Raw genomic sequence first — 21982 nt, 5'->3', positions numbered from 1 at the left:
TCAGAGATAGCCGGCGACGCGCAGCCGCTCGAACGCATCCTCGGTTTCGTGATCGAGCGCGCGGCCGGCGCGCTCCGGGATCTTGGTGGCGTCGAGCTCGGCGAGGATCTCGTCGATGTTGGATGCGGTGGATGCAACCGGGTTGGTGATGTCCTGATCCCCCAGCGAGCGGTAACGCTTGCCGTCCTTGGCGAGATAGAGCGGGATGATCGGAATGCCTTCGCGCTTGGTGTAGGCCCAGATGTCGGCCTCGGTCCAATGCAGGATCGGATGGATGCGCAGATGCGCGCCTTGCGGCGGCGAGGCGTTGAAGTGATCCCAGAACTCCGGCGGCTGGTCGCGGACGTCCCATTCGCCTTCGGTGCCGCGCGGCGAGAACACGCGTTCCTTGGCGCGGGTCGCCTCTTCGTCGCGGCGGATGCCGGCGATCAGCCCGTCGAAGCCATACTTATTAAGTGCAAGCTTCAGACCCTCGGTCTTGCGCGCGGCGGAACGTGCGGCCGGCGGCAGGGTCGGGTCGACGCTGTCGATCGGCGGGCAGGGCTCGACGCGGAGGTCGAGGTCCCATTCCTTCGCGAAACGGTCGCGGAACGCATACATCTCGGGAAACTTCTTACCCGTATCGACATGCATTGCCGGGAACGGAACGCGGCCGAAAAACGCCTTGCGCGCCAGCCAGATCATCACGTTGGAATCTTTGCCGAGCGACCACAGCAGCGCCAGCTTCTTCAGCCGGGCGAACGCCTCGCGCAGGATGTAGATGCTCTGGGCTTCCAGCTCGTCGAGATGGTCCATCGACGAGGGTGCCCGATCAGGTTCCGGCACGGAAGATGCTTTAATAGAGCCTGCGGCAGCGCTTGTTTGCGGCAGCCTGTCCACGCCGGATTCATTGTCGAGAAGATGCATCTATCGGCCTTGGCTTGCGGAGGTGAAAATTCTACAGTTGCGCCGCAATATAGAAGAAATAATTTTCTATTTTTCGGCCTTGATCGACAGATAAATAGAAAATAATTTCAGTCAACCCCTAAGTTGGGGAAGCGAGTAACTGATGCGATACCTGCCCGTATTTCTGGACCTCCAAAGCGGCAAGGTGCTCCTGATTGGCGCCGGCGAGCTTGTGCGCGCCAAGTTGCGGCTGCTTGCAGCAGCAGGCGCGCGGGTCCGTTGGTATGCGACCGACGGCGATCATGATCTCGCCGGCATCGCGGTGGAGGACGCTGCCCGCATCGAACGTGCCGAGGGAGATCCGCTTGCGGCCGATCTCTCTGACGTCATTGCGATTCTCTGTGCGGGGGCAGGCGACATCGGCGTTCCGATGTCGGTGCGCGCGAGAGCGGTCGGCCTGCCGGTCAACGTGATGGACGACCTTGTGCACTCCACCTTCATCATGCCGGCGATCGTCGATCGCGGTGATGTGGTGGTCGCGGTCGGCACTGGCGGCACGTCGCCGGTGGTGGCTCGCCGCATCCGCGAGAAGATCGAGGCGGCGCTGCCGGCACGGATCGGCGATCTCGCCGGCTTCATCGGCCGCGTCCGCAAATCAATGCATGCCCGCATCGACGAGTTTCCGCTGCGCCGCCGCTTCTGGGAGCGCATCATTGACGGTCCGATCGGTGCGCTGGTGCTGGCCGGCCGCAACGATGATGCCGAGCAGGCGCTGAAGGCGATCGAAGATCCTGCCGCATTTGCTGGCGCCGATACGGAAGGCAAGGCTGTCGGTCATGTGACGCTGGTCGGCGCCGGTCCCGGCGATCCGGATCTGCTGACAGTGAAAGCGCTGCGCGCGCTGCAGGATGCCGACGTCGTGTTCTATGACGAATTGGTGTCAGTTGAAATTCTGGACCGCGTCAGGCGCGATGCCGCGCGGATTCCGGTCGGTCGCCGTGTCGGCAAGCCCGGCATCGGCCAGGACGCCACCAACCGCCTGATCATCGAGGCGGCGCAGTCGGGGCAGCGCGCGGTGCGGCTGAAGGGCGGCGATCCCTTTATCTTCGGCCGCGGCGGCGAGGAAGTCGAAGCGCTGCGCGACGCCGGCGTCGCCTACTCGATTATTCCTGGCGTCTCCGCCGGTCTCGGCGCAGCCGCGCAATTCGAGGTGCCGCTGACCTTCCGGCACGAGGCGCTGCGCATCACCTTCCTGACCGCGCACAAGGCGCGCGATGCCGAGGTCGTCGACTGGTCCGTGCTGACCGACACCAAGATGACCGTCGTGGTCTATATGGGCATGACCGCCGCGCCCGCGATCCGCGAAGGCCTGCTCGCCGCCGGCCGCTCGCCGGAGACGCCGGTCGGCGTGTTCGCGCGCGTGACGCGGCCCGACGCCAAGGCTGCCGTCGGCACGTTGGCGCGGCTGCCAGAACTCGTCAAACAGGTCGACGGCGGTCCCGCCGTCCTCATCATCGGCGATGTGGTCGCGCATTCCGCGCCGTGGAGCCGATCCAACGTCACCCAACTGTTCTCCAACCAGATGTTCTCCGAACTGCTGAAAGCTGCCGAATGACCTCTCCGCTTGAACAGAAGAAAATCAAGATCACGGGCCCCTCGATGGTCACCGCCAACCGGACCTGGGACGGTGCCGTGGTGTACCGAACCGCCAAGCAGGGCTGGTCCACCGAACTCGCCGACTCCGCGATCGTGACCACGTCCGACGAGGCCCGCGCGCTGCTGGCCGAAGCCACCGCCGACGACGTCGGCGCGGTGGGTCCCTACATTGCACCGGTCGAGCTGAAGGACGGCGGCAAGGTCAAGCCCGGCAATCTCCGCGAACATATCCGCGCCAAGGGCGTCACCATCGATCTCCAGGTTCCCGCGTAAGGCGCGCCGCGTTAAGGCTTATCGAACATGTATGCTTATGACGAACTCGACCGCACGCTGATCAACGAGCGTGTTTCGGAATTCCGCGACCAGGTGAAGCGCCGCCTTTCCGGCGAGCTCACCGAGGATGAATTCAAGATCCTGCGCCTGCAGAACGGCGTGTATCTGCAGCTGCACGCCTACATGTTCCGGGTCGCGATCCCCTACGGCACGCTGTCGTCGAAGCAGCTGCGCCGGCTCGCCCATGTCGCGCGCCGCTACGACCGCGGCTACGGCCACTTCACCACCCGGCAGAACATCCAGTTCAACTGGATCAAGCTCGCCGAGCTGCCGGACGCGCTGGCCGATCTCGCCGAGGTCGGCATCCACGCGATGCAGACCTCCGGCAACAACATGCGCAACGTCACCTCGGACCAGTGGGCCGGGGTCGCGCCGGGTGAGATCGAGGATCCGCGGATCTGGTCGGAGATCATCCGCCAGCACACCACGCTGCATCCGGAATTCTCGTTCCTGCCGCGCAAGTTCAAGATCGCGATCACCGCGTCCGAGCACGACCGCGCGGCGATCAAGGTCCACGACATCGGCTTGCGCCTGCACAAGAATGCCGACGGCGAGACCGGCTTCGAGGTGCTGGTCGGCGGCGGTCTCGGCCGCACGCCGTTCATCGCCAAGACCATCAAGCCGTTCGTTTCCGGCCGCGATATCCTGAGCTACATCGAGGCGATCCTGCGGGTCTACAACCAGTACGGCCGCCGCGACAACATCTACAAGGCGCGGATCAAGATCCTGGTGCACGAGCTCGGCATCGAGAAATTCGCCAAGGAAGTCGACGAGGAATGGAAGGCGATGGGCGATGTCGGGCTGACGCTCGACCACGCCGCCATCGAGGAGGTCCGCTCGCGCTTCTCCTATCCGGCTTACGAAAAGCTGCCGCACATGCCGGACGAGCTGAAGCAGGCCGCGAATGATCCGCTGTTCGAGCGCTGGCGCAAGAACTCGGTATTTCCGCACAAGGTGCAGGGCTATTCGATCGTGGTGCTGTCGCTGAAGCCGGTCGGCGGCCCTCCGGGCGATGCCACCGCCGAGCAGATGGATGCGGTCGCCGACCTCGCCGACAAATATTCGTTCGGAGAGATCCGCGTCGGCCACGAGCAGAACCTGGCGCTGCCGCATGTCGCCAAGCGCGACCTGCCGGCGCTGTTCAAGGCGCTCGACCGGCTTGGGCTCGCGACGCCGAACGTCAATCTGGTGACCGACATCATCGCCTGCCCGGGGCTGGATTACTGCTCGCTGGCCAATGCGCGCTCGATCCCGATCGCGCAGGAGCTGACGCGGCGTTTCGCCAACCACGACACCGCCGACCTGATCGGCCGGCTGCACATCAATATCTCCGGCTGCATCAATGCCTGCGGCCATCACCATGTCGGCCACATCGGCATTCTCGGCGTCGAGAAGAATGGTGAGGAATTCTACCAGATCACGATCGGCGGCCGCGCCGACGAGAACGCGCAGTTGGGTACCTTGATTGGCCCGGCCGTTCCCTATGCGGAAGTCGCCGACGTGATCGAAGACATTGTCGAAGCCTATCTCGCGCTGCGCGACCGTCCCGAGGAATTGTTCGTCGACACGGTGAAGCGTCTGGGTGTCGAGCCGATCAGGGAGCGCGTCTATGCCACTCGTTAAGCAGGGAAGAATCACGACCGATCCGTTCGTGCGTGTCGCCGACGGTGCCGAACTGCCGGGTGACGGCGCGGTGCTGGTCACGGCCGAACGCTTTCTCGCCGATCCCGAGGCGCTGCTGCGCCGTTCCGGCAAGCTCGGGGTGATCTGGCCGAACAACCGCAGTCTCGAGGATCTCGTGCCGCATCTCGATCGTCTCGCTTCGGTCGCGTTGGTGTTTCCGACCTTCCGCGACGGCCGCGCCTACAGCCAGGCGCGCCTGCTGCGCGAACGTCATGGCTATGACCGCGAGCTGCGCGCCATCGGGCAGATTCTACGCGACCAGTTCGTGTTCATGACACGTGCCGGCTTCGACGCCTTCGAGGTCAAGAAAGATGCCGATGCCGATGCGTTCGCCGCGACCATGAAGCGCTATTCGGTGTTCTACCAGCCGACCGGCGACGGCCGCGTCACCGCACTCAATCGCCGCATGCAGCTGCGTCACTCGGAGAGCGCGAGCCAGTGAGCACGCTTGCACCAGAGCTCGCTGCGACGCCGGCCGCATTGCCCGCAGCCGATGTGCTCGATCGCGCGCTACGCACGGCTTCGCCCGCCGAGGTGATCGCTGCCGCCTTGCGGATAGTCGGCCGCGAGAAGTTGGCGCTGGTGTCGTCGTTCGGCACCGAGTCCGCGGCACTGCTCAAGGTGATGGCGGACGTCGATCCTTCGATCCCTGTAGTCTTTCTCGATACCGGCTGGCTGTTCGAGGAGACGCTGGCCTATCGCGATACGCTGATCGAGACGCTCGGCCTTACCGACGTGCGCTCGATCAAGCCGGATGAAGCAGCGTTGTCGCGCCAGGATCCGGACCGCGAATTGTGGTTCACCGATCCCGACGCCTGCTGCCGGATCCGCAAAGTGGAGCCGTTGGCGCGGGCGCTGAAGCCGTTCGCCGGCTGGATCAACGGCCGCAAGCGTTTCCAGGGCGGCGCCCGCACCGACATCCCGGTTGTCGAGGACGATGGCGTCAGGCTCAAATTCAATCCGTTCGCCAACGTCTCCCGCGAGGAGATCGAGGCGATCTACACCCTCGGCAAGCTGCCGCCGCATCCACTTGTCGCATCGGGATATCAGTCGGTCGGGTGTATGCCTTGCTCGAGCCGGTCCGCTGCCGGCGAGGATGCACGCGACGGCCGCTGGCGTGGCCGGGCGAAGACGGAATGCGGCATCCACACGATGAAGATGTCGTAGGGCCTGATTCGGAAAGTGCGCAGCGGTTTTCCTGCGACAAACGTGAAGCGTTTGCGCGGGGATCATGCTCGAAAATGCCTTCGATCGCGATGATCTTTCATCGCGATTTGGGGACGCGACAAAGCCTTCGCAGCGTGGCGACTTCGTAGCACAAGCGCGCTGCGCCGCTGAAAACAAAGAAAACCGGTTTTGTTGACTTAGGGGCGCTTCACCGTGAGTTATGTCTTGGGTGTTCCCTGACATTCTCAGGTTGAATGGAGACAGAAATGATCCGTCGTATGCTGCCGCTGGTCGCGGGATTGTTGTGGGCGAGCTCGGCCTTCGCGGCAGACTATTCGCTGCTCAACGTGTCCTACGATCCGACGCGCGAGCTCTATGTCGATTTCAACAAGGCGTTCGCCGCGGCCTATCAGAAGGATACCGGCAAGAGCGTCGAGATCAAGCAGTCGCACGGCGGCTCGGGCTCGCAGGCGCGCTCGGTGATCGACGGATTGCAGGCCGATGTCGTCACGCTGGCGCTGGCCTATGACATCGATGCGATCGCGGGCAAGGGCCTGCTCGCTGCGGACTGGCAGAAGCGGCTGCCGCTCAACGCCTCGCCCTATACCTCGACCATCGTGTTCCTGGTGCGCAAGGGCAATCCCAAGGGCATCAAGGATTGGGACGATCTGATCAAGCCCGGCGTCGCCGTGATCACGCCGAACCCGAAGACCTCGGGCGGTGCGCGCTGGAACTATCTCGCCGCCTGGGGCTATGCGCAGAAGAAGTTCGGCTCGGCCGATAAGGCGAAGAAATTCGTCGCCGACCTCTACCAGAACGTCCCGGTGCTCGACACCGGCGCGCGCGGCTCGACCGTGACCTTCGTCGAGCGCGGCGTCGGCGACGTGCTGCTCGCCTGGGAGAACGAAGCCTTCCTGGCGTTGCGCGAATTCGGCCCGGACAAGTTCGAGATCGTGGCGCCGCCGCAGTCGATCCTCGCCGAACCACCGGTTGCGGTGGTCGACAAGGTTGTCGATCAAAAGGGCACCCGCGCGGTCGCCGAAGCCTATCTGAAGTACTGGTACACCAAGGAAGGCCAGGAGATCGCCGCGCGCAACTCCTACCGGCCGCGCGATCCCGAGATCGCCAAGGAGTACGAAAAATCCTTCGCCAAGGTTGAACTTTTCACCATCGACGACGTTTTCGGTGGTTGGACCAAGGCGCAGAAGGAGCACTTCGCCGAGGGCGGCATCTTCGATCAGATCTACAAGAACTGATCGAGATATGGCCCGGGTCGAACAGGGGGATATGTGAGCACAGCGGTTGCACGACGCAGTACCCTGCCGGGGTTCGGTCTCACCATGGGACTGACCCTGACATGGCTCTCCGTCATCATCCTGATTCCGCTGGCCGCGCTGTTCCTCAAGACGTTTGAGCTCAGCCTCGATCAGTTCTGGGGCATCGTCACCAGCCGCCGCACCTTGAACGCCCTGAAGATTTCGTTCGGGCTTTCGTTTGCGGCCGCCTGCGTCAATCTGGTGATGGGCACCATCATCGTCTGGGCGCTGGTGCGCTACCGCTTTCCGGGCCGGCGGCTGTTCGACGCCATCGTCGATATTCCGTTTGCCTTGCCGACCGCGGTCGCAGGCGTGGCGCTGACGCAGCTGTTTGCCCAAAAGGGCTGGCTGGGCGCGCCGCTCGCCGAGCTCGGCATCAAGGTCGCGTTCACGCCGATCGGCATCTTCATCGCGATGATCTTCATCGGCATCCCCTTCGTGGTCCGCACGGTGCAGCCGGTGCTGATCGATCTCGATCCCGAGATCGAGGAGGCGGCCGCGAGCTTAGGGGCCAATCGCTGGCACACCGTGTTTCGCGTCATCCTGCCGAGCCTGATCCCGGCGCTGCTCACCGGGTTCGCGCTCGCCTTCGCCCGCGCCATCGGTGAATACGGCTCGGTGATCTTCATCGCCGGCAATCTGCCCAACGTCTCGGAGATCGCGCCGCTCCTGATCGTGATCCGGCTGTCCGAATTCCGCTACGCCGATGCCACCGCGATCGCGGTGGTGATGCTGGTGGCCTCGTTCCTGATCATCTTCCTGATCAACCGGCTGCAGCGCTGGGCGCAAGCCCGCATTCCCGTGCATTGAGGTCCGAGATGTCGATGCAGACGGGATTGGCGACCTCGACTACGCAGCTGCGGAGCTACGCGCCCGCGACCGATGTCAGCGTCGCGGCCCCTGCACCGCAGCTCGATATCGCGCGCGCTGGGCCGGTCGCCGCGGGACGCAACCCGCGCACCGAGCCGGGGCCGATCCGCTTCATCATCATCGCGCTGGCGATCGCCTTCCTCAGCATCTTCGTCGTGCTGCCGCTGGTGGTCGTGTTCGCCTCGGCCTTCTCGAAAGGCATCGTCGCCTATCTCGCGGCGCTGGCCGAGCCTGAGGCGCTCGCCGCGATCAAGCTGACGCTGCTGGTCGCTGCGATCTCGGTCACGCTCAACCTCGTGTTCGGCGTGGTCGCGGCCTGGGCCATCTCGAAATTCGAGTTCACCGGCAAGACCTTTCTGATCACGCTGATCGACCTGCCGTTCTCGATCTCGCCTGTCATCTCGGGCCTGGTCTTCGTGCTGCTGTTCGGCGCACAGGGCTATTTCGGGCCGTGGCTGCAGGCGCACAACGTCCACATCCTGTTCGCGGTACCCGGCATCGCACTGGCGACGATCTTCGTCACCTTTCCGTTCGTGGCGCGCGCGCTGATCCCGCTGATGCAGGAGCAGGGCTCCCAGGAGGAGGAAGCGGCGATCTCGCTCGGCGCCTCGGGCCTGCAAACCTTCTTCCGCGTCACGCTGCCCAACATCAAATGGGGCCTGCTCTACGGCGTCCTGCTCTGCAACGCGCGCGCGATGGGCGAGTTCGGCGCGGTGTCCGTCGTCTCCGGCCATATCCGCGGCGAGACCAACACGATGCCGCTGCTGGTCGAGATTCTCTACAACGAATACCAGTTCGTCGCGTCGTTCGCGATCGCCTCGCTGCTCGCGATGCTGGCGCTGATCACGCTGGTGGCGAAAACTATTCTTGAGCGGCGGCTCGACGAGGCTGAGGTGCCCGATGGCGATTGAAGTCAGGAATATCGTAAAGCGGTTCGGCAGCTTTGCCGCGCTCGACAATGTCGATCTCAAGGTTGCCGATGGCGAGCTGCTGGCGCTGCTCGGCCCGTCCGGCTCCGGCAAGACCACGCTGCTGCGGATCATCGCAGGGCTGGATTGGCCCGACTCCGGCGAGGTCGCGATCGATGGAGAGAACGCGCTCTCGCGCGGCGCCAGCGAGCGTCAGGTCGGCTTCGTGTTCCAGCACTACGCGCTGTTCCGCCACATGACGGTGTTCGAGAACGTCGCCTTCGGCCTGCGCGTGCAGCCGCGCGCGATCCGCAAGGATGAGGCGACGATCCGCGCACGCGTCAAGAACCTGCTCGATCTGGTGCAGCTCGACTGGCTCGCCAACCGCTATCCCAGCCAGCTGTCCGGCGGCCAGCGGCAGCGCATCGCGCTGGCGCGCGCGCTCGCGATCGAGCCGCGCATCCTGCTGCTCGACGAGCCGTTCGGCGCGCTCGATGCCAAAGTGCGCAAGGAGCTGCGGCAATGGCTGCGCTCGCTGCACAGCGAGATCCACGTCACCTCGATCTTCGTCACCCACGACCAGGAGGAGGCGCTCGAGGTCGCCAACCGCGTCGTGGTGATGGACAAGGGCAGGATCGAGCAGATCGGCTCGCCCGGCGAGGTCTATGACAATCCGGCGACCGCCTTCGTGCACGGCTTCATCGGCGAATCCATCGTGCTGCCGGTCGACGTGGCCGGCGATGCGGTGCGGCTCGACGGCCGTCCGCTGAACATTCCGGCGCTGGGCGCGGCGTCCGGCGCGGCCAAGCTGTTCGTCCGCCGCCACGACATGGCGGTCGGTCCGGCCGGAACCGGCGCACTGGAAGGCGCCATCCGCCACGTCCGCTCGTTCGGCCCGATCCAGCGCGCCGAGGTCGCCCTGGCCGGCAGTGAGGGCAAGACCGTGATCGAGATCGATGCGCCCCGCGACCGCGAGCTGCAGGCCGGCGAAATCGTCTCGCTGCAGCCCCGCCGCTACCGGATCTTCGCCGCGCAGTAGCTGCCGCGGGTCCAAACCTCTCCTTGAAAAGGGGAGGTCGCCTTGCTCGTCAGAGCAAGGCGGGTCTGTCTCCACGATAACCGCTATCGCCTGTGGCTGACCCCCCATCCCGACCTTCGCCCTTTCGGCGGGAAGGAGAACCCCATATCCGTCGTCGTTCCGGGTTCGCTTCGCGCCCCGGAATGACGGCGTTTTGTGTGGTCAAAAGTTAGCCCCTGTTCACCATTCAGCCACGGTTGGTATGCAACAACGGCCAGCCAACCTTGGGGGTTTTCTGAAGTGAAACGGACGACGGTCGCCCTGTTCGGGCTTCTGGTGCTTGCCGGCTGCGCCGCGGACACCAAAATCCCGGAAGAACCGGCGATGTATCTCAACATGGCGCAGCCCGGCGCCGTCCTGGACAGCCAGGCCGCCGCGATCCTGTTTTCCCAGTACCGCCAGAACAATGGTCTCGGCACCGTCGTGGTCGATCCTGACCTGACCAGGCTCGCCGAGCAGCAGTCGCAGGCGATGGCCGCCCGCAACAAGATGGACCACGACGTGAAGGCCCCGCTCGGCAAGCGGCTGGAGGCCGGCGGCTACCCGGCGACCGTGGCGGTCGAGAACATCTCGGCCGGCTATCACACGCTCGCGGAAGCCTTTTCCGGCTGGCGCGATTCTCCGCCGCACAAGGCCAACATGCTGAAAAGCGGTGTCACAAAAATGGGCATCGCGGCCGTTTATGCCCCCAACACCAAGTACAAGGTGTTCTGGACGCTCATTCTGGCGGCAACCTGATTTCGATAAATTCCGCGTGATCTAACCCTCCCATCTCGCAGATTGACGCGGCGGCCAACAGCGGCCACCGTTGTGGTCCAGGTCGTTTTTGAGCGAACGGTTACGAATGGATACTTCGGATTCCGCGCCGGCCTCGACGCCCGCGCAAGCGAGGCGGGTGCTGGTTCTTCAGGGCGGCGGCGCGCTTGGCTCGTACCAGGCCGGCGCCTTTCAGGCGCTCTGTCATGCAGGCTTCGAGCCGGAATGGATCGCCGGCATCTCGATCGGCGCCATCAATGCCGCGATCATCGCCGGCAACGAGCCGGACAAGCGGGTGCCTAGGCTGAAGGAATTCTGGGAGATGGTGTCGGCGCCGGTGCCGTGGAATCCGGTTTCCAAGCATGAGCGCGCCCGCTCGCTGTTCAACGAGACCTCTGCCGCCATCATCGCGACCTTCGGCGTGCCCGGCTTCTTCACGCCGCGGATCCCGCCGGCGCCGCTGTGGCCGCCCGGCAGCTCGCAGTCGCTGAGCTATTACGACACCGCGCCGCTGAAGAAGACGCTGGAGCGCCTGGTCGATTTCGATCGCATCAACGACCTGAAGACGCGGCTGTCGGTCGGCGCGGTCGGCGTCACCTCGGGCAATTTCTGCTATTTCGACAACTACGAATTCAAGAAGCGCGGCAAGACAATCGGCCCCGAGCACATCATGGCCTCCGGCGCCCTGCCGCCGGGCTTTCCCGCCGTCGTGATCGAGGGCGAGCATTACTGGGACGGCGGCATCGCCTCCAACACGCCGCTCGACTTCGTGCTCGACGAGGAGACCAGCCGCGATCTGCTGATCTTCCAGGTCGACCTGTTCAGCGCCCGCGGGCCGCTGCCGGAGACGCTGCTGGAGGCCGCCGAGCGCGAGAAGGACATCCGCTATTCGAGCCGGACGCGGATGAACACCGACAAGAACCGGCAGATCCACAACGCCCGCATGGCGGTGCGCGACCTGATCGGCAAGCTGCCCGATTACCTGAAGAACGATCCGTCGGTCGAATTGCTGCGCAAGGCATCCAAGGAGAACACCGTCACGGTGGTTCACCTGATCTACAAGAGCAAGAACTACGAGAGCTCTTCGAAGGATTACGACTTCTCGCATGTCGGGATGGTCGAGCACTGGGGCGCCGGCGTGCGCGACGTGCATTTGTCGATGCGTCACAAAGAATGGCTAGAACGGCCACAGTCCGGGGAAACCATGGTGACTTACGACCTCACGGGGGACGAACCCACGCCCCCTGAATCGAGCCCCCCGCAAGCAAAATAGGAGCGACCGATAATGGGTACGTTGACAGGCAAGACCGCCGTTGTGACCGGCTCGACCAGCGGCATCGGATTGGCGTATGCGCGCGCCTTCGCAGGCGCCGGCGCCAATATCGTTCTCAACGGCATGGGCGTTCCGGCCGACATCGAGAAGGAACGCTCCGGCATCGAGACCGACTTCAAGGTCAAGGCCGTGCATTCGCCGGCCGACATGACCAAGCCGGCCGAGATCGCCGACATGATCGCGCTCGGCGAGAAGACCTTCGGCTCGGTCGACATCCTGGTCAACAATGCCGGCATCCAGTTCGTGTCGCCGATCGAGGAATTCCCGCCCGAGAAGTGGGAAGCGATCATCGCGATCAACCTGTCGTCGGCGTTCTACGGCATCCGCGCCGCGGTGCCCGGCATGAAGAAGCGCGGCTGGGGCCGCATCATCAACACGGCGTCCGCGCACTCGCTGGTGGCCTCGCCGTTCAAGTCGGCCTACGTCTCGGCCAAGCACGGCATCGCCGGCCTGACCAAGACCGCGGCGCTCGAGCTCGCACAATTCAAGATCACCTGCAACTGCATCTCGCCGGGCTATGTCTGGACCCCGCTGGTCGAGCACCAGATTCCGGAGACCATGAAGGCACGTAACATGACCAAGGAGCAGGTCATCAAGGACGTGTTGCTCGCCGCGCAGCCGACCAAGGAGTTCGTGACCTCGGAGCAGGTCGCAGCGCTGGCGCTGTTCCTGTGCGGCGACGATGCCGCGCAGATCACCGGCGCCAACCTCTCGATCGACGGCGGCTGGACCGCGGAGTAATTATCCGCCGGCACTGACCTGGCATCAAAGAGCCGGCCCCGATTGGATCAGGGCCGGCTTTTTAGGGTAGAAAGCTGCCCGAACTAGCTAAAGCATGATCCGGAAAAGTGCGAAGCGGTGTTCCGAAAAGATCATGCTCAAACAAAGAGCTAAAGCGCGATGACGATTCAACCAAATATCATCGCGCTTTAGGGTCCAAATCGGCGGGGGAGAACGGCGTTCGGGACGCATGTCTGATGTGCAGGATATCGATTGTATCGCTGCGCACCCGATAGAAAATGCGGAACGGATAGCGCAGGACGGTAATTGCGCGGACCGTGGAGCGCTGCGAGATGCGCGGCGCGGCCTCGGGTGCGCGGCAGACCCGGTCAATGACATCGCGGAAGCGGCGCTCGGCAGCTGCGGCGATTGCCGGGCTGGCATGGGTCGAATAGTGGGTCGCGATTTCGTCCAGATCAGTCAGTGCTTGCCGCGAGAAGACGACCTTCATTTGCGGCGAAATTTGGCAAACGCGCCTGCGATCTCCTCGTCGGTCGCGCACTCGCCGGCGTCGATCGATGCCATCGCGGCGTCGATGACCCGCAGTTCATCTCGAGTTGCGACGTAGTCTTGGGACTGTAGCTCGCTTTCGATCTGATTTGCGATCGACACGAATTCATCCTGTGCCGCCTCGGGCCAGGATTGAACGCGATTGAGCAGGTTTTTCAGTTCCGCTGCGGTCATGCCGTGTATTATATGCCGCGGTCGATCAAAATGCTACGGCGTAGGCCGGGCCTTCCCGAACGCCAGCACGTGCAGGCCGAGGCGCGAGCGCACCACGACGAACAGCAGGATCGTCTCGAAGGTCAGCGACAGCGAGGTCGAGGCCGCCGCGCCCATGCCGCCGTAGCGCGGCACCAGCGCGATGCAGAGCCCAACATTCATCAGGAACGATACCGCATAGGCGGTGGCGCAGATACTCTGGTGGCCGAGCATGTTCAGCAGCCGCTCCACCGGGCCGATCGCCGAGCGCACCACGAGCCCGATCGCGGCGACGAACATGATGCTGTAGCCGTCGACGAACTTCGGGCCGAACAGCCACAGCAGCGGCTTGCCGAAGGCGAGCAGGGCGATGGTTGCGAGCAGCGAGGGCCAGAACGTCCAGCTGATGGCGTGCGCGACATAGGCCGACAGCCTATCCTTGTCGCCGAGCGCGTTGTATTCGGCGAAGCGGTGCGCCGTCGTCGCCGACATCGCGTAGTGCACGAACGACACCAGCGCCAGCGTCTTCACCACTGCGAAATAGATGCCGACCTCCTCGGAGGAGCGGAATTGCTGCAGCATCAGCACGTCGGTGTAGCCGAGCAGGAGATAGAAGCTCTCGACCAGCATGATCGGCAGCGAGATCTTAAACCAGCCTTTGAGGTCGTAGGTCTTCTCGCCCGGCCCGAGATGGGCTTTGAGGCGGCGGTTCAGCACGATCATCTGGCCGATCGCCGCGATGTAGACGGCGGCTGCGCTCGCGATCATCGCGGCGGTGGCGCCGAGATTGAGGCCGAGCGCCAGTGCGCCGGCGGTCAGCGCGATGATCAGCCCCTGCCGCACGATGAATTGCGGCATCAGGCCGAGCTGCATCCAGTCATGCGCGCGCGAGATGCCGTCCTGCGTGTTGGCGACCACGAACGGCGGCAAGGTCAGGCAGCCGATATAGAGCGGCACGATCGCATTGGGGTCGATCCAGGGCGAGGCGAGATGGATCACGCCGGCGAGCAGCAGCGCCACGGTGCTGGAGGCGGCAAGCACCACCCAGCGGCCGCCGGAAAGGAAGCCGCGCAGCGCGGCGAGGTCGCCGCGCGTGCGATATTCCGGGATGATCTTCTGCGAAGACGGCGCGATGCCGAAATCCATCGTGCTGCCGAGCAGCAGCACCCAGGTCCAGACATAGACATAGATGCCGTAGTCCGAGCCGCTCATCCAGCGCGCCAAAAGGATCTGCGCCAGATAGGCGATGGCGGCGCTGATCACGCGGATGATGAAGATCATGCCGGCGAGGCGCTTGGTGACCGACGCCTCCTTGGTGCCGCCGAGCAGGCGCGCGACGAGGTCCCGCAGGCGCGCGACCGGGCCCGATGGCGCAGAGGTTGCGGCAGAGGATTCCGATTGTGTCTCCATCACAGCCAAGGCGGAAAAATTCCCAAAGCGCCGCAAGGCGGCAATGGTCACCGATCTATCAACGAATCGTTAAGATTGGGTTGGGTGACGGATGCTCGCAACCCAGGCGTCGTCCCGGCGCAGGCCGGGACCCATAACCACAGGGAACAGTTGACGCGCACAGCTTAACCCGCAGCGTGCCTCGCACTGCGGCCGCGGAGTATGGGTTCCTGCTTCCGCCGGAACGACGGTGGGCGTCAGTTCAAATTGATATTGAATTCATAGCTCTTGTCGCCGCCGACCAGGGTCAGTTTCAGCGCGGCGCCGTCCGCCTTGGCGCCGGGCGGCAACCCGTCGAGCTCGAAGGCGAAGCGCTTCACGCCCGGCGGTGCATGCTCGACGAGCTTGGGCACCGGCAGCGCCCAGTCCGGCGTCGGTCCCTCGACGAAGAGGCTGAGGTCCTTGCTTTCCGGCGCGGTGACATCGACCAGCACGTTGTTGCCGTCGCGCTTGACGTCGCGGATCGTGACAGGGATGGGATCGCCGATATTGGCGGGCTTCGGCACCGCGTTGAGCGCTTCCGACAGCGCGGCGTCCTCGGTCGAGGCGACGCTCGCGAACGCAAGCTCGGCTTTCGCTTCCACCGGCACGCACAGCTTCTCGCACACCGCGTAACTGATGTCGGCGCGCAGCACCAACGGCTTGTCGGGATTCTTCGCGACGATGCGCAGCGGCAGCACCACCTGATGCTTGTAGCCGAGCGAGGTGCCGCCGGCGCCGTCGTCGAACTGGCGCGGCGCCGGCCACATCACCGTGACCGCATCGACATTGTCCGATTTGGAGAAATCGAACCGCGGCGGCACGCCGGAATCGCCCGGCGTGCGCCAGTAGGTTTTCCAGCCGTCCTGCAACTGGAAGGCGATGCCGCCGAGCAGCACCGCGCCGCTGCGCGATCCCGCGAGCAGCCGCACGGCCGAATGGGTGTCCTGCTGCCACGGCGAAGCGTCGTCGGCGCGCACCTCAGTTGCCATACATGCGACGGACAATGTGGCGGCAACGCCAAAAGCGGCCCGCAGGGGAACTGTGACGATCATGAGACGTCTTTACCTGCAACTTTCGTTGCAAACCATTGAATTGCTTGTGATGCATCGCCGCACGCGGCGTGATGCTTGATTGACAGAACCGCCACCCAATATCAGGATGCCAAATCAGCAGGAAAGGCCTTTGTGGATGCGCCCTGAAGGCAAAACAGGCAGGACTCGCAAGACCGCCGGCGGCAGAAGCCCGGCCGTCGGTCCGCATGCCGCAGACGGCGGCTATCTCGATGGCCAGATGCTGATCGCGATGCCTGTCATGAACGACCCGCGCTTCGAGCGTTCGGTGATCTACATGTGCGCGCATTCGTCGGAGGGGGCGATGGGCATCATCGTCAATCGCCCGGCCGGCAGCATCGATTTCCCCGGACTGCTGGTGCAGCTCGACATCATCGAGAAGTCGGACCAGATCCAGCTGCCCGAAAATGCCGAGATGATGAAGGTGATGAAGGGTGGCCCGGTCGATACCGGCCGCGGCTTCGTGCTGCATTCCAGCGACTTCTACATTCAGGACGCGACGCTGAACATCGACGACGGCATCTCGCTGACCGCGACCGTCGATATCCTGAAAGCGATCGCCAAGGGCGCCGGCCCCAAGCACGCGATTCTCGCGCTCGGCTACGCCGGCTGGGCGCCGGGCCAGCTCGAGAACGAGATCCAGCACAATGGCTGGCTGCACTGCGACGCCGATCCCGAGCTGATCTTCGGCACCGACGTCGACGAGAAATACGCCCGCGCCTTGCGCAAGATCGGCATCGAGGCCGGCATGCTGTCGAACGACGCCGGGCACGCGTAGGCCGCGCACCACACCCACGGTGTCGTCCCGGCGAAGGCCGGGACCCAAAACCCCGACTGCTTGTGATTTCGCGACGCTGTGGCCTCAGCGCGCCCCATTCCCACGTCCTGTGGTTATGGGTCCCGGCTTTCGCCGGGACGACGGCTGTTATCGCGGCGCGCTACTCCGCCGCTTCCTGCGCCACCGTCGGCTGGGTGCCGGCCACCGTGGCGCGGCGCATGTCGCGGGGCTGCGACTGGTCGTAACGGCGGACGCGGTGCACGGTCTGGCGGTTGTCCCACATCACGAGGTCATGCAGCGTCCATTTGTGCACATAGACGAACTCGCTCTGCGTCGCGTGCTCGGTGAGGTCGCGCAGCAGCACCCGCGCCTCCGGCATGCTCATGCCCCTGATCGCGCCGGCATGCGATGACAGATACAGCGATTTGCGGCCGTGCACCGGATGGGTGCGCACCAGGCGTTGCAGCACCGGCTTGAACATCTCTTTCTCTTCCTCGGTGTAGTCGAGGAAGCCGAGCGAGCCGCGCGAATACATCAGCGAGTGCTCGCAGATCATGTCCTCGATCTCCGCCTTGGTGTCGTCGTCGAGCGCGTCATAGGCGGCGCGCATATCGGCGAATTCGGTGTTGCCGCCCTTCGGGTTCACGACGCGCGCCGACAGCAGCGAGAATTTCGCCGGGATCGGCCGGAACGAGCTGTCGGAGTGCCACAGGCAGTTGCCGAGATTGAACAGATGGGTGCGGTGATCCTTCGGCAGCGGCTTGCCGTCCTTGCCGAGATTGCCGACATCGTTGAGCCCGGACGACAGGCGATAGTCCTCCTTCTTCGTCACCGTGCCGCCGCGCGAGTGCTCGCGCTCGCCGAAGTTCAGCGCGAACGCCATCTGCTGCTCGTCCGTGATATCCTGGCCGTGGAAGACGAGCACGGCGTATTTGTCCATGCCGGCCTCGATGTCGGTCGCTTCCTGCTTCGTCAGCGGCTTGCGCAGGTCGACGCCGGAGACCTCGCCGACAAAGTGCTTGTGAAGCTGCCGGATCAGGACCGTCATTGGCGTATCTCCCCGTATCGTGCGGGCGGTTGGCCCGCTTCGTCTGATTTGACGGGAAGGCTACTCCCGACGCGCGCGCTGTCAACGCTTCACGGCCGAGCGGGCAGCGAATGCGGGTCAGGCATTCCGCGCCATCAACCCGCCGTCGACCGGAATCACCGCACCGGTCAGGAACGATGCCGCGGGCAGGCACAGGCTCAGCGTCATGTGCGCGACCTCTTCCGGATCGCCGTAGCGCGCCAGCGCAGTGCGGCGCTTGGCGTAGATCGTCTTGTGCTCCTCGGAGATGCGATCGGTGATGCCTGTGCGGATCGGGCCCGGACAGATGCAGTTCACGGTGATGCCTTCGCGCCCCAGTTCCACCGCGAGCGAGCGGGTCAGGCTGGTGACGCCGCCCTTGGCCGCCGAGTAGGGGCTGTGCAGGCCTGTTGCACCCAGCGCTTCGGTCGAGGCGATGTTGACGATGCGCGGCGAGCGCGACTTGCGCAGGTACGGCAGTGCCGCGCGGATGATGCGCGGATGCGCCGTCAGCATCACCGCGATGCCCTTGGCCCAGGCATCCTCGTAACCGGGATCGTCGATCGGCACCCGCACCGAGATGCCCGCATTGTTGACGATGATGTCGAGCCCCCCGAAATGCGCGGCGACATCGTTGACGACTTTGATGATGGCGTCGCGATCACTGACGTCGAGCGTCCAGGCCTTCGCCGAGCCGCCGCTCGCCGATATCTCCTTCGCCACCGCCTGCGTGCCGTCTTCGGTCAGGTCGGTGACCGCGACATTGGCGCCCTCGTCGGCGAACACGCGCGCAGTGGCGCGCCCCATGCCGCTTGCCGCTCCCGTGACGAGAACGGTGAGGCCCTTCACCGAACGGCTGAGCTGCTTGTATTCGGACACGACGGACCTCCCGTTGATTTTTTTGCGTTGTGAGACCGGCAACGCTGGCACCGATCCGCAGAGACGTCAAACCGGCGTTCCCTGATCGCCGCGCACGCAGCGCGTTAACGCAAGTTTCCCGGGTGGCTTTTCGCAAAGGATCATGCTCAATCAAGAAAACAGCAGAGAGGAAACGCGATGAACGAGCTTGATTTCGGCGGCAAGCAGGTACTGGTGGTCGGCGGCTCCTCAGGCATCGGCAACGGCATTGCGCAGGCCTTCCGCGCCAAGGGCGCGCGCGTTGCGGTGTACGGCACCCGCGCCCAAGCGAGCGACTATTCGGCTGAAGAAGGCTCGCATCTCGACGGCCTTGCCTATGCGCAACTCGATGTCTCTGATCCCAAGGCGATCGAAAGCCTCACACCGTCGTTCGATCGGCTCGACGTGCTGGTGCTGGCGCAGGGCGCCGTGATTTACCGCCGCGGGGAATTCGAGATGGAGGGTTTCCGCAAGGTGCTCGAAGTCAACCTGATGAGCCTGATGGCCTGCGCCACCAAATTCCATGCGATGCTGAGCGCGAGCCAAGGTTCGCTGATCATCGTGAGTTCGACCGCGGCGTATCATTCCACCATGGGCAATCCGGCCTACAACGCCTCGAAGACCGGCGCGGTCGGGCTGACGCGCACGCTTGGTGAAGCGTGGGCGGAGAACGGCATCCGCGTCAACGGCATCGCGCCGGGCCTCGTCGACACCAAGATGACCAAGGCGACGACCGCCAATCCCAAGCGGCTCGAAGGCGCGCTCGGGCGCATTCCGCTGAAGCGCCTCGGCACGCCCGCCGACATGGCCGGCGCCGCTTTGTTCCTGGCGTCGCCGCTCGCCTCCTACATCGTCGGCCAGACCATCGTCGTCGACGGCGGGCTGATCCTCTAGCTCCAGAAGAGCTAAAGGAACCTGCGCGCGGTTCCGCGGTTAGCTCCCTGACAATTTCAGGGAGCAGATGTGATGGACAAGGACCGGATTTTCGGAACGGCAAAGGAATTCGCGGGCAAGGCCGAAGGCGTAATCGGCGATGCGACCGGTGATGCGCAAACACAGGCCTCGGGCCGCGCACGCGAGGCTGCCGGCACCGTGCAGGATCTCTACGGCCAGGCCAAGGATGCCGCGCGCGACGCGGCTGATACCGCGGTCAACTATGCCAAGGATGCCTATGAGCATCGCGGCGAGACCGTTCGCAGCGGGCAGAAGGCGGTGGCGCAGACGGTGCAGGACAATCCGCTCGGCGCGCTCCTGATCGCCGGCGGCATCGGCTTTGCGCTCGCGCTGTTGATGACGCGTCAGCCACGCCGCCCGCCGCCGTCGCGCTGGCGCCATTACGGCTGATCCGCCGTCATTGCGAGGAGCCACCGGGTCGCGCGTACGCGCGCCCGATGACAGGGTCCGCGACGAAGCAATCCATCCATCTGCCCGTGCGGATAGATGGATTGCTTTACTTCGCTCGCAATGACGGATGCAGCGCCGCTTACTGCCAGGGATCCCCAGGCCCGGCGGCGCGCTGTCCGACACTGCGCGGCGGACGCGGTGGCGGGGGGAGCAGCGGGCGCTGCTGCGGCGCGCCGAAGCCGAAGAAGTCACGCAGCCAGGGCTGCGGCTGCTGCTGCGGCTGAGCCTGGGCCGGACGGAACACGCGCTTCTGCGGCTTCGGCGCGGTGATGATCGAACCGTCGGGCGCGATCGCCGTGGTCGACGGCGGCGGGTTGGCAGGTGCTCCGGCCGCCGGCGCAGCCGGCGTCGCCGCGGCGACCGGCACGTCGCCCTTGGCCTGCTCGCGGCCGATCTCGCGGCGTGGCCAGGCGAAATCGTCGGCGCGGCCGGCCGGCGGCGCCAGCGCCTCGCCCTTCACCAGCGTGCGCGCGGCGAGCGCATCGACGGCGGCGGGCCGCGAGCCGGGGCCGCCGAGCAATTGATCGGTGCCGACCGTGGAGGCGACCAGCGGCAGCACCGGGCCTGCGAGCGGTCGCGGCGGGGGCTTGCCGGGTTCGGTGCTGGTCTCGGGCGCCGCCGGTTCGCTCGGCAGCGCGATCGGGCCGGTGCGCACGGCGAGCAGGCGCGTCACCTCGCGCTCGACATAATGCGCGAGCTTGCGCGCGCCGGCCTTGGTGAAGAACACGCCGTCGTCGGAGCGCAGCTTGCGCGGCTGGCCTTCGAAGTCCGGGCCCTTCGGCATGAAGCGGCCGGCCTCGTCGACGAAGCCGTCCCAGACGTCGACATAGGTAATACCGGCCTTGCCGGCGCCGTCGCGATACAGCGCGTCGAGGAACAGCATGTCCGACGTGCCCTTCTGGCCGCGGATCGCGGGCAGGCCGACCCACAGCACCGGCACGCCCTTGCTCTTCAGCACGTTGATCAGCTCTTCGATCTTCTTGCCGTAGAGCTCGACCCAGCGGTCGTCGCGGAAATCATAGAGGCCGTTGGGCGAGCGCGCGGTCTTGTCCGGTGCGGCTTGTGAATCGTCGGCGTCGTCGGCCGGCAACTCGGGATCGGCAGGCTTGGCGTCAGCCTTGCCATCGTTCTTGCCATCATTCTTGCCGTCGCTCTTGCCGTCATTCTTGGCCGTCGCATCGGGCTTGTCGCCGGGCTTCGCGTCCGGTTTGGCGCGCGCGTCCTTTTTCTCGTCCTTCTTGTCGACCTTCTTCTCCACGACCGGTTCGCGGATCGCGGTGCGGTCGTTGAGGCCGAGCATTACGACGATGGCGTCGGGGTTCTCGGTGGCGAGAATGCCCTTCGCGGCCGCCGCCCAATCCGCCGGGTCGCCCTTGGGCTGATAGCGGATCAGGCCGGACACCGTCTTGTGCTTGCGGATCACGCCCATGTCGGGCTGGTCGGAATACGCATCTTCCAGGCCATAAGCGAGCCAGTCGGCCATCGCGTCGCCGATCACCAGCACGTTGCGCTCGGCCGCGGCTTCGCGCTTGGCCGGCGGCGGCGCGCGCGAAAAATCCTCGCGCGGCCGCTGCGGCTGTGATTGCGGTTGCTGCTGCTGGAACGGCGCGAAGAAATCGCCCCCGAACCAGCCGCCGCCACCGCCGTGCTGTGGAGGCGCGCGGCGCTGCGGTTGCGGCGGTCCGCCGCCGAAGCCGGGGAAGCCGAAGATCTGTGCCGAGGCCGGCTGCGCAATACCGATCAGGAGCGCGAGCGCCACCGCCAGCGCAGCCAGCGGGCCGGCCTCGGTGAATACGCGCAGGAAGGACTTCGGCTCTCGCATCGGGTTCGGTCGCAAATGATCTGGAAGCAGGCGAGTATATTAGCGGA

Annotated in this window: 23 protein-coding genes; 15 read left to right on the top strand and 8 right to left on the bottom strand. The window is 64.9% G+C overall.

The genetic code is table 11. From position 1 onward, the window contains the following. The gene (gene cysD / locus ACTUWL_RS11750; protein ID WP_035649738.1) at positions 1-795 is read right to left on the bottom strand and encodes a sulfate adenylyltransferase subunit CysD; all 795 of its coding nucleotides are present in this window, start codon (positions 793-795) and stop codon (positions 1-3) included. A 253-nt stretch (positions 796-1048) separates the two neighbouring features. On the opposite strand from cysD, the gene cysG reads away from it, so the two are divergent. The 12 genes from cysG to ACTUWL_RS11690 all read left to right on the top strand — a co-directional run bounded on the left by cysG (position 1049) and on the right by ACTUWL_RS11690 (position 12726). Then, positions 1049-2500, top strand: coding sequence for a siroheme synthase CysG (cysG, locus tag ACTUWL_RS11745; protein ID WP_021076363.1), 1452 nt, complete (start codon positions 1049-1051; stop codon positions 2498-2500). Further along, positions 2497-2814, top strand: coding sequence for a DUF2849 domain-containing protein (locus tag ACTUWL_RS11740; protein WP_021076364.1), 318 nt, complete (start codon positions 2497-2499; stop codon positions 2812-2814). Before cysG ends, ACTUWL_RS11740 begins: the two co-directional genes overlap by 4 nt. 27 nt (positions 2815-2841) lie before the next feature. Next, a complete protein-coding gene (locus tag ACTUWL_RS11735; protein ID WP_021076365.1) occupies positions 2842-4497 on the top strand; it encodes a nitrite/sulfite reductase in 1656 nt (551 codons plus the stop codon). Next, positions 4484-4999, top strand: coding sequence for a DUF934 domain-containing protein (locus ACTUWL_RS11730; protein ID WP_021076366.1), 516 nt, complete (start codon positions 4484-4486; stop codon positions 4997-4999). Before ACTUWL_RS11735 ends, ACTUWL_RS11730 begins: the two co-directional genes overlap by 14 nt. Further along, positions 4996-5724, top strand: coding sequence for a phosphoadenylyl-sulfate reductase (locus ACTUWL_RS11725; protein ID WP_021076367.1), 729 nt, complete (start codon positions 4996-4998; stop codon positions 5722-5724). The genes ACTUWL_RS11730 and ACTUWL_RS11725 overlap by 4 nt, the downstream gene beginning before the upstream one ends. 266 nt (positions 5725-5990) lie before the next feature. Then, complete coding sequence (locus ACTUWL_RS11720) at positions 5991-6980, top strand: sulfate ABC transporter substrate-binding protein (RefSeq protein WP_021076368.1); 990 nt, start codon at positions 5991-5993, stop codon at positions 6978-6980. An 84-nt stretch (positions 6981-7064) separates the two neighbouring features. Beyond that, positions 7065-7850 (top strand): sulfate ABC transporter permease subunit CysT, encoded by a 786-nt coding sequence (cysT, locus tag ACTUWL_RS11715; RefSeq protein WP_021076369.1) that lies wholly within the window; start codon positions 7065-7067, stop codon positions 7848-7850. An 8-nt stretch (positions 7851-7858) separates the two neighbouring features. After that, complete coding sequence (gene cysW, locus ACTUWL_RS11710) at positions 7859-8821, top strand: sulfate ABC transporter permease subunit CysW (RefSeq protein WP_021076370.1); 963 nt, start codon at positions 7859-7861, stop codon at positions 8819-8821. After that, the gene (locus ACTUWL_RS11705; protein WP_021076371.1) at positions 8811-9857 is read left to right on the top strand and encodes a sulfate/molybdate ABC transporter ATP-binding protein; all 1047 of its coding nucleotides are present in this window, start codon (positions 8811-8813) and stop codon (positions 9855-9857) included. Before cysW ends, ACTUWL_RS11705 begins: the two co-directional genes overlap by 11 nt. Before the next feature lie 279 nt (positions 9858-10136). After that, positions 10137-10634 carry a CAP domain-containing protein gene (locus ACTUWL_RS11700; protein ID WP_021076372.1) on the top strand — a complete coding sequence of 166 codons (498 nt, stop codon included), beginning with the start codon at positions 10137-10139 and terminating at the stop codon, positions 10632-10634. Between the two features lie 106 nt (positions 10635-10740). Continuing rightward, entirely contained in the window at positions 10741-11925 is a 1185-nt protein-coding gene (locus ACTUWL_RS11695; RefSeq protein WP_021076373.1) for a DUF3734 domain-containing protein, read from the top strand. A 12-nt stretch (positions 11926-11937) separates the two neighbouring features. Continuing rightward, positions 11938-12726 (top strand): 3-hydroxybutyrate dehydrogenase, encoded by a 789-nt coding sequence (locus ACTUWL_RS11690; RefSeq protein WP_021076374.1) that lies wholly within the window; start codon positions 11938-11940, stop codon positions 12724-12726. A 178-nt stretch (positions 12727-12904) separates the two neighbouring features. Here ACTUWL_RS11690 and ACTUWL_RS11685 read toward each other — a convergent pair whose 3' ends face one another. The 4 genes from ACTUWL_RS11685 to ACTUWL_RS11670 form a co-directional block, all read right to left on the bottom strand. After that, the gene (locus ACTUWL_RS11685) at positions 12905-13216 is read right to left on the bottom strand and encodes a type II toxin-antitoxin system RelE/ParE family toxin (RefSeq protein ID WP_021076375.1); all 312 of its coding nucleotides are present in this window, start codon (positions 13214-13216) and stop codon (positions 12905-12907) included. Continuing rightward, positions 13213-13449 carry a hypothetical protein gene (locus ACTUWL_RS11680; RefSeq protein WP_021076376.1) on the bottom strand — a complete coding sequence of 79 codons (237 nt, stop codon included), beginning with the start codon at positions 13447-13449 and terminating at the stop codon, positions 13213-13215. Before ACTUWL_RS11680 ends, ACTUWL_RS11685 begins: the two co-directional genes overlap by 4 nt. 33 nt (positions 13450-13482) lie before the next feature. Further along, positions 13483-14877 (bottom strand): lipopolysaccharide biosynthesis protein, encoded by a 1395-nt coding sequence (locus ACTUWL_RS11675; protein ID WP_021076377.1) that lies wholly within the window; start codon positions 14875-14877, stop codon positions 13483-13485. A 236-nt stretch (positions 14878-15113) separates the two neighbouring features. Next, positions 15114-15950, bottom strand: coding sequence for a protein-disulfide reductase DsbD domain-containing protein (locus ACTUWL_RS11670; protein WP_021076378.1), 837 nt, complete (start codon positions 15948-15950; stop codon positions 15114-15116). Positions 15951-16086: 136 nt separating this feature from the next. Between ACTUWL_RS11670 and ACTUWL_RS11665 the strand changes: the two genes are divergently transcribed. After that, entirely contained in the window at positions 16087-16746 is a 660-nt protein-coding gene (locus ACTUWL_RS11665) for a YqgE/AlgH family protein (protein ID WP_021076379.1), read from the top strand. A gap of 160 nt (positions 16747-16906) precedes the next feature. Here ACTUWL_RS11665 and ACTUWL_RS11660 read toward each other — a convergent pair whose 3' ends face one another. Both ACTUWL_RS11660 and ACTUWL_RS11655 read right to left on the bottom strand, forming a co-directional pair. Further along, complete coding sequence (locus ACTUWL_RS11660) at positions 16907-17794, bottom strand: TauD/TfdA dioxygenase family protein (protein ID WP_021076380.1); 888 nt, start codon at positions 17792-17794, stop codon at positions 16907-16909. A 117-nt stretch (positions 17795-17911) separates the two neighbouring features. Further along, positions 17912-18691 (bottom strand): SDR family NAD(P)-dependent oxidoreductase, encoded by a 780-nt coding sequence (locus ACTUWL_RS11655; RefSeq protein WP_021076381.1) that lies wholly within the window; start codon positions 18689-18691, stop codon positions 17912-17914. A gap of 177 nt (positions 18692-18868) precedes the next feature. Here ACTUWL_RS11655 and ACTUWL_RS11650 point away from each other — a divergent pair, with 177 nt between their 5' ends. Then, complete coding sequence (locus tag ACTUWL_RS11650) at positions 18869-19603, top strand: SDR family NAD(P)-dependent oxidoreductase (RefSeq protein ID WP_021076382.1); 735 nt, start codon at positions 18869-18871, stop codon at positions 19601-19603. A 72-nt stretch (positions 19604-19675) separates the two neighbouring features. After that, a complete protein-coding gene (locus ACTUWL_RS11645) occupies positions 19676-20053 on the top strand; it encodes a CsbD family protein (RefSeq protein ID WP_021076383.1) in 378 nt (125 codons plus the stop codon). Positions 20054-20192: 139 nt separating this feature from the next. Here ACTUWL_RS11645 and ACTUWL_RS11640 read toward each other — a convergent pair whose 3' ends face one another. Then, entirely contained in the window at positions 20193-21935 is a 1743-nt protein-coding gene (locus tag ACTUWL_RS11640; protein WP_021076384.1) for an SGNH/GDSL hydrolase family protein, read from the bottom strand. Positions 21936-21982 lie beyond the last annotated feature (47 nt).

The organism is Bradyrhizobium sp. WCU1, from assembly GCF_053474805.1.
Note: the sequence above shows the minus strand (reverse complement) of the source record. Positions and strands in the feature narration are given on the sequence as shown.

What these genes read in the sequence shown, in the direction of transcription:
- cysD (WP_035649738.1), bottom strand. Translation starts at nt 795, where the DNA reads ATGGACCATCTCGACGAGCTGGAAGCCCAGAGCATCTACATCCTGCGC.
- cysG (WP_021076363.1), top strand. Translation starts at nt 1,049, where the DNA reads ATGCGATACCTGCCCGTATTTCTGGACCTCCAAAGCGGCAAGGTGCTC.
- ACTUWL_RS11740 (WP_021076364.1), top strand. Translation starts at nt 2,497, where the DNA reads ATGACCTCTCCGCTTGAACAGAAGAAAATCAAGATCACGGGCCCCTCG.
- ACTUWL_RS11735 (WP_021076365.1), top strand. Translation starts at nt 2,842, where the DNA reads ATGTATGCTTATGACGAACTCGACCGCACGCTGATCAACGAGCGTGTT.
- ACTUWL_RS11730 (WP_021076366.1), top strand. Translation starts at nt 4,484, where the DNA reads ATGCCACTCGTTAAGCAGGGAAGAATCACGACCGATCCGTTCGTGCGT.
- ACTUWL_RS11720 (WP_021076368.1), top strand. Translation starts at nt 5,991, where the DNA reads ATGATCCGTCGTATGCTGCCGCTGGTCGCGGGATTGTTGTGGGCGAGC.
- cysT (WP_021076369.1), top strand. Translation starts at nt 7,065, where the DNA reads ATGGGACTGACCCTGACATGGCTCTCCGTCATCATCCTGATTCCGCTG.
- cysW (WP_021076370.1), top strand. Translation starts at nt 7,859, where the DNA reads ATGTCGATGCAGACGGGATTGGCGACCTCGACTACGCAGCTGCGGAGC.
- ACTUWL_RS11705 (WP_021076371.1), top strand. Translation starts at nt 8,811, where the DNA reads ATGGCGATTGAAGTCAGGAATATCGTAAAGCGGTTCGGCAGCTTTGCC.
- ACTUWL_RS11695 (WP_021076373.1), top strand. Translation starts at nt 10,741, where the DNA reads ATGGATACTTCGGATTCCGCGCCGGCCTCGACGCCCGCGCAAGCGAGG.
- ACTUWL_RS11690 (WP_021076374.1), top strand. Translation starts at nt 11,938, where the DNA reads ATGGGTACGTTGACAGGCAAGACCGCCGTTGTGACCGGCTCGACCAGC.
- ACTUWL_RS11685 (WP_021076375.1), bottom strand. Translation starts at nt 13,216, where the DNA reads ATGAAGGTCGTCTTCTCGCGGCAAGCACTGACTGATCTGGACGAAATC.
- ACTUWL_RS11680 (WP_021076376.1), bottom strand. Translation starts at nt 13,449, where the DNA reads ATGACCGCAGCGGAACTGAAAAACCTGCTCAATCGCGTTCAATCCTGG.
- ACTUWL_RS11675 (WP_021076377.1), bottom strand. Translation starts at nt 14,877, where the DNA reads ATGGAGACACAATCGGAATCCTCTGCCGCAACCTCTGCGCCATCGGGC.
- ACTUWL_RS11670 (WP_021076378.1), bottom strand. Translation starts at nt 15,950, where the DNA reads ATGATCGTCACAGTTCCCCTGCGGGCCGCTTTTGGCGTTGCCGCCACA.
- ACTUWL_RS11665 (WP_021076379.1), top strand. Translation starts at nt 16,087, where the DNA reads ATGCGCCCTGAAGGCAAAACAGGCAGGACTCGCAAGACCGCCGGCGGC.
- ACTUWL_RS11660 (WP_021076380.1), bottom strand. Translation starts at nt 17,794, where the DNA reads ATGACGGTCCTGATCCGGCAGCTTCACAAGCACTTTGTCGGCGAGGTC.
- ACTUWL_RS11650 (WP_021076382.1), top strand. Translation starts at nt 18,869, where the DNA reads ATGAACGAGCTTGATTTCGGCGGCAAGCAGGTACTGGTGGTCGGCGGC.
- ACTUWL_RS11645 (WP_021076383.1), top strand. Translation starts at nt 19,676, where the DNA reads ATGGACAAGGACCGGATTTTCGGAACGGCAAAGGAATTCGCGGGCAAG.
- ACTUWL_RS11640 (WP_021076384.1), bottom strand. Translation starts at nt 21,935, where the DNA reads ATGCGAGAGCCGAAGTCCTTCCTGCGCGTATTCACCGAGGCCGGCCCG.